Annotated in this window: 7 protein-coding genes; 3 read left to right on the top strand and 4 right to left on the bottom strand. The window is 56.1% G+C overall.

Features of this window, described 5'->3' with window-relative positions; genetic code table 11:
• From C1949_RS18845 to C1949_RS18830, 4 genes are all read right to left on the bottom strand, one after another.
• On the bottom strand, positions 1-4,065 hold a 4,065-nt coding region (locus C1949_RS18845; RefSeq protein WP_146040361.1), incomplete at its 3' end, for a DUF4347 domain-containing protein.
• Positions 4,066-4,116: 51 nt separating this feature from the next.
• Complete coding sequence (locus C1949_RS18840; RefSeq protein WP_104739916.1) at positions 4,117-4,854, bottom strand: efflux RND transporter periplasmic adaptor subunit; 738 nt, start codon at positions 4,852-4,854, stop codon at positions 4,117-4,119.
• Positions 4,854-6,317 (bottom strand): TolC family protein, encoded by a 1,464-nt coding sequence (locus C1949_RS18835; protein WP_211287219.1) that lies wholly within the window; start codon positions 6,315-6,317, stop codon positions 4,854-4,856. Before C1949_RS18835 ends, C1949_RS18840 begins: the two co-directional genes overlap by 1 nt.
• 786 nt (positions 6,318-7,103) lie before the next feature.
• Positions 7,104-7,448: a YggL 50S ribosome-binding family protein gene (locus C1949_RS18830; protein ID WP_104739914.1), complete on the bottom strand. Its 345-nt coding sequence runs from the start codon at positions 7,446-7,448 to the stop codon at positions 7,104-7,106.
• Between the two features lie 231 nt (positions 7,449-7,679).
• Between C1949_RS18830 and C1949_RS18825 the strand changes: the two genes are divergently transcribed.
• From C1949_RS18825 to C1949_RS18815, 3 genes are all read left to right on the top strand, one after another.
• Entirely contained in the window at positions 7,680-8,306 is a 627-nt protein-coding gene (locus C1949_RS18825; protein ID WP_104739913.1) for a hypothetical protein, read from the top strand.
• Positions 8,307-8,526: 220 nt separating this feature from the next.
• Complete coding sequence (locus tag C1949_RS18820) at positions 8,527-9,051, top strand: DUF3833 domain-containing protein (RefSeq protein ID WP_104739912.1); 525 nt, start codon at positions 8,527-8,529, stop codon at positions 9,049-9,051.
• Positions 9,048-9,752 (top strand): SDR family NAD(P)-dependent oxidoreductase, encoded by a 705-nt coding sequence (locus C1949_RS18815; RefSeq protein WP_104739911.1) that lies wholly within the window; start codon positions 9,048-9,050, stop codon positions 9,750-9,752. Before C1949_RS18820 ends, C1949_RS18815 begins: the two co-directional genes overlap by 4 nt.
• Positions 9,753-10,189 lie beyond the last annotated feature (437 nt).

Genomic DNA, 10,189 nt, shown 5'->3' with positions numbered 1-10,189 from the left:
AGCCCGCTTGGCGGTAACCGACTTGGTCGCCTCGGTGGCCGTTGGGCGGTCGGTCAGATCCACATCGGTAAAGCTGATCGAGCCGCTGTCAGTCAGGTCGCTGCTGCCATCGGTGATCTCGCCGGTCACATCACCCGCACTGACCTCTGGCACATCGTTGCTGCCGGTCAGGGTGACGGTCACGTCCTGGGTAGCTGTGCCGCCCTGGCCGTCATCTACGGTAATGGTAAAGACCGCCGTGACCACTTCACCTTCGGCCAGAAACGCTAGGTCGCTGGCATCGATGTCGTAGGTCCAGTCGATGGTGCCGTCATTATCATTGCCCGCCGCCGGGCTGATGCTGAAGGCATTCTCAATTGCCGCTTGCTGCTCGGCCGTCAGCGGCAGACTGGTGGTGCCATCAGCCTGCTTGGCGGTAACCGACTTGGTCGCCTCGGTCGCCGTCGGACGATCAGACGGGTCTGCGTCAGCAAAGGTGATGGAGCCAGTATCTGTCAGCGGGCCGCCACCATCGATAGCGCCATCGGTATCGACGCCAGTGACGACCGGCGCGTCGTTTACTCCGTTGATGGTGATATCGAGCGTGGCCGCTTCCAAAGTGCCAAACCCGGCACCACCATACTCGACGATGTAACCGCTAATGGCACCATTATCGAATGCATAATCGTTCCAGTTACCATTGCTAGAGATGAAGTGCGCATAGTCTTCTTCGCCGGCATTGTTTGGCTCACCGTCACCCCAGTTTTCGTAGTTACCGTCTACCGAACTGCCACTGCCCGTACCGGTCCAGAACAGGGTGCCAGCCTCTGGTCCAGTTACCCAGCGCCATTGGCCTTCAACGGCAGCATCGCTGGCGCCCATCCAGCCATCGCCACCCAGTTTGGGGGTGATAAATGCGTTTTCTTCAGCGGAGGTTACGGTCGCGAGGTAACCCTTCAAGCCAAACAACTCACGGCTCTCTGCGGCGGCCTTAGCATCCGCCCAGGTCATACCGGGCGCACTGACGTACTCGTAGTAATGCCCATTCGCGGGGTTGTAGAACAAGCCCTGCTCATCCACACGATAGGCCTGCCAGTTGGTGCCGTTGTCATCACTGGCTTCGATAGTCAGCTGGTCACTACCGAAGTAATTCGCATCGCCTGCGTAACGAAGCGAGTTAAGAGCAGCCTGGACATCAGCAATGGCACCAGAGAACTCCAGAGTGTGGCCACCGGACTGCGAAACGGAGACGGAACCTGAATTGTCCAGCGTCAGATTACCGTGGCTGGAGCTGATGCGAATGGTAACGTTGTCACCCTCAATATCAGTCAGCGTGAACCCGTTGATCAGGATTGATGAATCTTCGTTCAGCGTGACCGAGGACTTACCGGTAATGGCTACCGGATCGTTTACCGCCGCGACATCCACGCTAACTTGCATGCTTGCCGTCGATACGGCGTTTTGGCTGTCAATTGCTTTAACAGTAAAGGCAGAAAGCAACCCGTTAGCGTTGCTATCCGGCAGCCAAACAAGGCTCTCGCCAGGCCCAACTACGGTCACACCCGCGATAACATCGCTAAGTACACCACCGGAATCCTTGCGCAGCGTGCCGCTCAGAATCGAATCGACCCGATAAGAGACCGACGCATCATCAATGTCCGACGCGTTAGCAAGCGCTTGCAACTGCGCATGGGTGATGGTTTTTGCGGTGTCTTCTGTCGCCCCAGTTACTGTCCCTGTCGTGTTATCAAGAACCGGGATGTCGTTGACAGGCGTAATTGAGGTGCCGAGGCTGACTGCCGCAGTCGAAACGGCAGTAGTGCCGCCCGTACGACCAACTGCAGTGGTGTCATAGGCTTGTCGGGTCGCACCACTGGTAAAGGTAATGCTGGGGTCAGAGCTGTCTACCGCGTGAACACTGAGGCTGCCGGGCGCACCGTTAAAATCTGCAGCGGGGACAAAGCGCAAGCTGGCAGTACTAGACAGCAGCAGACCGGCGTCGGCCGACACAGTGCCAACCGCCAGCCAGTTGGTGCCGTCAGTAGAATATTGCCATTCACCCTGCGACGAGTCGCTGGCATCACCCGTGATGATGATGCCACCGAGAGAGTCCTTGGGATCGTAGTTTGCATCCACATCCGAGAACAGGGAGCCAAACAGGCTGCTCACCGTGCTGCCGGCAGGCGAAGTGGTGTCCTCATTGACCGCACCAAGCGAGGCGTTGCCGCTAAACGATGGTGCGTTGTTGCGCTCAGCAATATTGACCTGACTGGTATCAGAGCCAGTGTTGCCCGCTTTGTCCATTACCGAGACAGTCACAGTGCGGGTCAGCGAGTTATAGTCGACCGCGGTATTTTCGTAGGTGACACGCTGGGCAAGCGAAGTAATTACCGAATCGCCGACCGGGCCCGGCGGGTTGGCTTGAGTGACCTTGACGTCGTCGATCATCAGCTTGCCGCCGACTAATCGGCCACCTGAGAGGTCATAGGACCCAGCAACAAATACGAATCGGTATACACCCTCCTGCCCGGCCGCGATGGTCACTTCCTCAGTAGCCCAAGGCGTCTCCTGGCTCGTGGCAGTGCCGGTTCGATCAAGAATCGTAATGGTGTCACCGGTATTGACATCAATAATGTAGCCATATGCATCATAGGCATCGCCACCGCTCAGCGCCTTCCAGTCGAAAGACACCTTATCGCCTGCCTGAAGAGCTACAACACCGTCACTGTATACGGCTGGCCCTCGAATAACGCCGTATCCTTGATCAATGGAATCCTGCCCGGTATTCAGCTCAATTGCCAAGTCACTTGAATCGCTACCCGCGTAGTTGGACAGTTTGGCACCTTGAGTGAAATTACCACCGGTAACGTTATCGTAGATTGGCTGACCGCCGTTCTGAGATTTGCTATCGGCTAGGTTGGGGGCCGGGTAAGTCGTGTCCGTCGGGGTGAGCTGCCCAGCAATTTGATCTATACCCATCCGAATACGTTGCATAACGGACGTCCAGCCCGAGATCACCGTCGAGCCGTTGGTGCCATCCTGGAAGTCGCCGTTTTCAAATGCGTTGGAGAAGTTGATTCTCAGCGGCTGGCCATTTTCACCGTTTTTGATCGGGTCAACGCTACCAATCACGATAGCAACAGACCCGTTACCACGATAAACAGTACTGCCAACGATGGATACTTCACCGTTCACGGTGGAGGGGGTGCTGTCACTGATGAAGCCCAATGACTCTGATGAAGTGGCCCCTCCGATCTGGAAATCGATATAGCCACCGGTGTAGTCCGTGCTGCCACCAATGGTCACGTCGCCATCAATGAGTACAGCACCATCACCCTCAGTGTATTGGAGATCGTCAAGATTAGAGACCACCAAAGGAGCCAGCGTACCCTCATATCCAGCCGCAACCAATGCAGTCGTCTCAACCGAACCACTGGTCACCTCCAGCTCCCAGTCCCCGCCGAGCGCCTGGGCACCGGTCAGGTCTTCGGAGGCTGCTACGTCGGCGCTAGTCAGTTGCGCTACCGCATCAAGGAACCCCTGCCCCTCGCTGTCAGCCCCGACATAACAACCGTAGAGCATCAGGTCGCCGGATTCCGTCAGCGTCTCACCCAGCGCAGCGAGCAACTGCGCGTTGGCTTCCAGATTTTCGCCATTAAGTGTCAGTGTACCGAGCTTCAGCTCCCCCACATCACCGTGTGAGAAAAGGTGGATGGCATCAATACCGGTCTGGCCCTGCAGTGCAGCAACCATTTGCTCAAGACCGTTTTCGGCGCTATCGATCAGAATGACTTCGACGCCGTCACCCAGTCCATCGACCAGGTCCTGGTAGTTGTCTACCGAGGTATCAACAAAGGCGACTTCGCGACGGTTACCCGGCTCACTGCCGGTCGGCGCGGGGGCGGCAAAATGAACGCTCTGGTCAGCCGACTCGGCGTGGGTTCCTGCATCCTGAAAAGCGACGTCCGTGGTCATTTCTGCAGCAGTAGCCACTGCAGCACCATCAAGCAAAATACGCGGCTCCAGCGCTGTAATCAGCGGCTTACGGCGAAAACGAATCGAGTTGGCGGGGGTCTGTTTTTTCATATTCTCTATCCCTTTAGGGCACCGGCCAGATGGTCTGTTTCAGGTTCTGAATTACTCAGCGGCAGGCGCAGGTTCGCTAAACACAGCGGTGGCGCTCATACCCGGTATCAGTTGAGTGTTTTCTGGCAATTTTGCTCTCAGCAAGACGGTCTGACTGACAGCATCAATTGCGGGAATAATGGCCCGAACCTCTGCAGATTCGGGTTCGGGAAGATTGTCTACCTGCAAGCTGATAGGCTGACCTACAGCTAGCCAGCTGAGCCAGGCCGCAGGCACAACAACTTCTGCCTCGAGGTTCTGGTCGCCCACAACCTCTATTAACTCTTGTTGCTGCCGAATATTCTCGTGCGCATTGACTCGCAGGCCGACGACCCGGCCGCGCCAGGGCGCTTTGATAACGCAGCGCTCGGTGTTGAGACGGGCAATTTTCAGCTCAGCCAAGGCTTGGGAATATTCGGATTGGGCTAGCGCGACATCCAGCCCACCGATCGAATTCAAGGCGTCGAGTTCACGCGCGTTCTCGCTCTTGATCCGCGCTGCCCTGACTTCAGCAGCAACCTTCTCGGCCTGAGCGTCATAGAGGGCGCAGTCTAGTTCAACCAACGCTGCCCCCTTCTCAAACGCATCGCCGGGGAGGTAGGGAATGCGCTGGACGCGCGCAGCCAGCTCACCCGAAAGCACGGCGCGATCCAGTGACTTGATCACTGCTCGCGCCTGATACTCGGCCTGTGCGGAAGCCCCGCTTGCCAGCAGGGCCAGAAACAGCCCCAGATTGAGTTGCTGACGCATCAGCTGGTCTTGTCGCTGGCGACGACCGGGCTTGACTCGACAGGCGCAGCCACCTCTGCTGACTGCTGACTGGGGGCCGCGTGCTGCCACTGATCAAAGCGCTGCCCAATTTCCTGTCCCAGCGCCTCAACATTCAGGCTCTGATAGTCCTGCGGCAGCAGATCCATGCCGATCGTCACAAAGACGCGACCGTAGCTGTTCTGCAGATCTGCATAAGCGACATCACGACGCAGCTCTGCCAGTACGGTATTGAGCGACTCGCGAATCAGGTCCAACTGCGACATACGCTTGAGCTTGGCCGCATTGCGGGTCTGCTCGCCGATACGCTCGGCAACGCCGAGGTACTGAGTAGCAAGGTCAAAGCTCTTACGCGCCTGCTCGTAGCGAATGCGCGACAGGTGAACCTGGGTCAGCACGGCCATGGACGTCGCCAGTCGCTGTTCTTCGGTCAGCGCCTCACGGGTCTCAGCCAGCCGACGCTCAGCGCCAATCTTGAACACGTCCAGCATGTTCCAGCTGACCTGCGCGCCAACACTGGTCCAATCCTGGTTCAGCAGGTATTCGTTGCTGTCCTGGTATGAACCGGCAGTCAACTGAATGCCTGGCAGCAGGCTCAACATTGCCGCCTTCGTCTCTGCAGCAGAAATCCGCTTCTGGTAGTGAGTCTCGACCAGTTCAGGACGTTGTTGCAGTGCCTGTTCTTCCATCTCGGCCAGGCCCACACTTAATTCCGGAACGACAAAAGCCGGATTCGACACATCAACCAGGGAGAACTGAGTACCCGGCTTCAACCCCATGAGGGCCGACAACTCGGTTTTGGCACCCATAAGGTCCTGACGCAGGGCTTGCAGGGCACGGAGAATGTCCAGCAGTTCACGCTGGTAATACAGCGCATCCAGCGGTGAGCGCAGGCCTTGGGTTTCAACCTGGCGCGAGTTCGCAAGCGCTTCACTGGCCTGTTCGATCAGAGGATTGATCTTGCTTAGCAGGCGCTCTGCCGACACCGCGCGCCAGTAGGCAGCGCGTACGTCCTGAGTGATGTTGTGAACAACTTTACGCTCCCGCTCCTTGGTAATCAGGTAACGGTCAGCATGCTGTTGAGCGCGTACGTAAGACAAGCCGAAGTCGAGAATATTCCAGGAGAAAGCGACGTCCTGAGTATCGCGCTCGCGTCCCTGAGAAACAGAGTAAGCCGGGTTCGGGCCCAGCGCATCGGGCTCACCGTCAGTGAAGTTGACGCTGGCGGATGCGGCGTATTCGCTACGCTTGGAGTAACCGGCGGAAGCGGTAAGCTCAGGCAGCATTTCGTGCCGCGCAAGATCAATCTGACCTTGAGAAAGAGCAGCCTCCAGGGACTTTAATCTCTTGTCGCGGTTATTGAGAACCGCGCGCGCGATAGCCTGATCCAGAGAAATCGCTGACTCAACCGACTGCTCCTGAGAAAGCTGCGCGATATCCGACATAGCTGTTGTTTCCAAGCTTTGCGGAGCGATGACCTCAGGAGTAACCGAACAACCACTTGCGATAGCAACAACTGAGATAGCAAGGAGGGACTTCTTAAGCATGAACTCTTCTCTTTGTTATAAAACCAATCCAATGGCGACGTGCCATCATACTAATCAGTTTTCAATTTAAAAAACAAGATCCCTAGAGACCAAATGCTATAAGTAACCAAACATTGATCCAGATCATTTTTTACACCCCCTCAATCAGACACCTTCTCAGCCAGTGCGCCAAATATTTAGCGCCAAAAAAACCACCAAACCCCCAGCCTGTACGCCCCAAAATACGGGCCTTTCGACGGGCTTTTCAGTAAACACAAAACCATTGCATTTTCATTTCCGAACAACGCCTTACCAGGCGAACACTCAAATTAGGCATGCCTCCCCGCACCCCAAAAGCACAGCGAAAGTTGGATCTGACAAAGCAAACTCAAGACAGCGACACCTGCCAGCTCTGCGCCAAAAAAGTGCAGCCAAAAAAATAGTTAGAGTTATAACTAAAACACGGCGAAGGGCTTAGGTGAGGAGAGAGAAAAGCTCGGCCAAGATCGGCAGAGAGAAATCACCGAAGTTATAAATCCGAAGACAATAAAAACAGCAAAAGAAACAAGCACTCGCAATTTAAAAAGCACCATGACCCAGTGATCAGGTAAGGCCCATCAGAGCACCGTCAAAGCAAAAACGAAGCAAACCAGACACCGGAAAATTGCGAAAAAAAAGACCATCATATAGATGGCCTTTTCGAGATCAAACTGCCGCGTTGATCGGCTTATCCGGATACCACGCGTCGATCAGTGGCCCCACTTCAACGACTGCCAGCTCGCTGCGTGCCTTCAGCCAGTTTTCGACAGCCTGGCGCTGCTCTTCCGTTACCGAGCCACGCTCAGCAAGGCACACCAGCCCGAAGCCTTCACCACCAACATAGTCGAGGTTATTCGCATCCATAGCCTCATCGAGAAACTGATCAAGGAAGGCATCAATCGCCTCGACACTCAGGTCGCCCTTGAACTCCAGATTCAGCTCAAAACCCAGCTCCTGAAACTCATCAACGCACAGTTTTTTGCGCAGACGGCGGGAACGATTGGTAGCCATACATATTCCTCTTGGGTAATTTCAGCGCGGATTGTAGCAGGGTCGAGGGTCGACCGCTGTCAGCAGTGACGGATTCCGACCGACAGTAGCCGCCCGGCAGCCCGAGTTCCCCGTCACACATGGCGGAGACCACCCAAGGAGCAGAAAACTCAACAACAATCTCTCTTTGCCAACACCCCGCAACATCGGCAAGTATCCCCTCTCAAGATATGACGCACTCATGGAGAAGCAATGAACGGATTGAATTGGCTCTGGGAAAACGCCTCGACCCTGGCAGCCATCGCCACCCTCCTCGCACTACTCACGGCGCTTGCCACCTGGGTTCGATTGCTGCATCGCAGGAAAAAACCCTTCGTGCTCACCGCTGCCGACTTTCACCCTTCCCTGCTGCCCGGCGACTGGACCGTATTTATCCGCATCAGAAACCGCAGCGACCAGCCGCTGAGCATCCTGCGCATCGACATCTGGGGCCCGCGCAAGCACTATCTGAGAAGCATCGCTGGCGACCTGACAGAAGGGAAAAACATGCATTCAACCCTGGCTGTTTTTAGCCAGGACAGCGCAACCCTGGCCCCAGGCAGCACCTTCTCGACCTCCAACCACGACCTGGACCACGATGCCGCCACGACGCTATTTCGCAGCGACAACCAGTTAGGCGTCATTACCGATCGTGGCGACTACGCCCTGTCACTACCAAAGCTGCAGATACACCCAACTCAGCTTGATGCAGTGGACTTCGAGCTGGAGACGTCCAGCCGTTGGGCGCACACCTGGAATAAGGCACGGGTGTGGCTGGCAACCAGAATCAGGCACCAGGCAACACAGTGCTGGCTACTAGGCATAAAGAACCAACGATAGCGACTCATTAGCGAAGAGCGCAGATCGAACACAAGCATACGCAAAGGACATTGCGCCACCGAACAATAGAACAATAGAACAATAGAACAATAGAACAAATACTGTACAACCTTAATATTTTGTATAGGATTTTAGAAAGACCCCGACAAGCCGTGACCAGTATCAATTAAACAGGCGCAGCCTGTCGGCCCAAATCCGTACAACCCCGGCGAGGTAAACCATGAGACGCCTGATACTGCTTTGCTGCTGCATCCTTTTGACCAGTTGCGGTGGCGTCGCGGTTGACGAATACACTGCAGAGCAACCCGCGCTGGACCTGAAGGAGTTCTTCAGTCGCCCCGTACAGGCCTGGGGTATATTTCAGGATCGCTCAGGCAAGGTAATCAAACGCTTCCACGTTGACATCAACAGCCGCCAGGAAGGCAACCGCTTGATCCTCGACGAGCGCTTCGTCTACAGCGATGGAAGCACCCAACAGCGCATCTGGACACTAAGACCCGACGGGAAAAATCGCTGGCGCGGCACCGCTGACGACGTTGTCGGGGACGCCATCGGCGAGCTGGCCGGCAATGCGCTTCGCTGGCGCTATGAACTAAACCTGCCGGTCGACGGAAAAACCTATCTGGTTACCTTCGACGACTGGATGTATTTGATGGACGAAAACACGCTGATCAACCGCTCCAGCATGCTCAAGTTTGGCATCGAACTCGGCCAGGTCACCCTGTTCTTCCGGCGACAGCCATGACGCTCCGGATGCACTCGCTAGGCCGCAACTATCGCGCCCTGGTAATCGGCAGTAGCGGCGCTCTGGGCCAAGCATTCTGCCAGCATCTACGCAGCGACCCGAACTGCGCCCTGATCAACGAGCTGGGGCGCAGCACCGCCATACCCCTTGATCTTGAGGAGCCGAACAGCATTTCCGCAGCCGCCGCATCCCTCTCCAGCAGCGCACCCTATCAGCTTATCCTGCTAGCCACAGGCTTACTGCACCGTGAAGGGGTAGAACCAGAGAAAAGCCTGAAGACAATCAACCCAGACGCTTTGCAATCTGTATTTCAAGTCAACGCCTTAGGCCCTGCCATCGTGATGCGCGAATTCTTGCCACTACTTGACACTCACGGCGCCATGGCAGTGATGTCCGCACGGGTCGGCAGCATTAGCGACAATCGACTCGGCGGCTGGTACGCCTATCGAGCATCCAAGGCTGCATTGAACATGCTGATAAAGACAGCAGCCATCGAGCACGGCAGGCGCCACCCCAACGCACGACTGCTGAGCCTGCACCCCGGCACAGTACAGTCAGACCTGTCGCACCCGTTCCGCGGAGCGAGAGCCGCCCGACCAGCGAAACAGGCCGCTGCCGAATTATTGAGCGTTATTGATCACAGCTCACCTAATGACAGCGGCGGACTCTTCGCCTACGACGGTAAACGCATCGAATGGTAATAGGAAAAGCCGCAAGCCGAGCAAACTGAGCAAAAAGCAACTCAAGGAAGAAACCAATACCGAGCAGCGCGCCCCAAATGCTCAACGGCCATCTACTCGAATCACGCGGCACTCAGCACGCACACAGCCCGAGGGCGCTGATCAGATCACCGTATAACTAGAGGCCTCCGGGTAGGCCTATGTGTCACGTAGTTGTCACACAGGTTCATGGTGTAGGGCTCGCGGATACGGTTGTCCTCGGCGTCGTGCTCATACTGGGTGAACGCTCCTGTGGCGTTGTTCTAGATCCACTTCAAGAAGCCGTTGGCAAAGTAGCCGTAGACAATGCTCTGACCAATGCTGCGCCAGCCAGCCGGCGGAGTGGTTACGAAAGTTTATCTGACCCCGCATACCCTCTTCAAAATAGACTGAAGCCCCCCCTGACGAAAAACATACGG

Source organism: Halopseudomonas oceani, from assembly GCF_002903165.1.
Classification (GTDB): Bacteria; Pseudomonadota; Gammaproteobacteria; order Pseudomonadales; family Pseudomonadaceae; genus Halopseudomonas; species Halopseudomonas oceani.
Note: the sequence above shows the minus strand (reverse complement) of the source record. Positions and strands in the feature narration are given on the sequence as shown.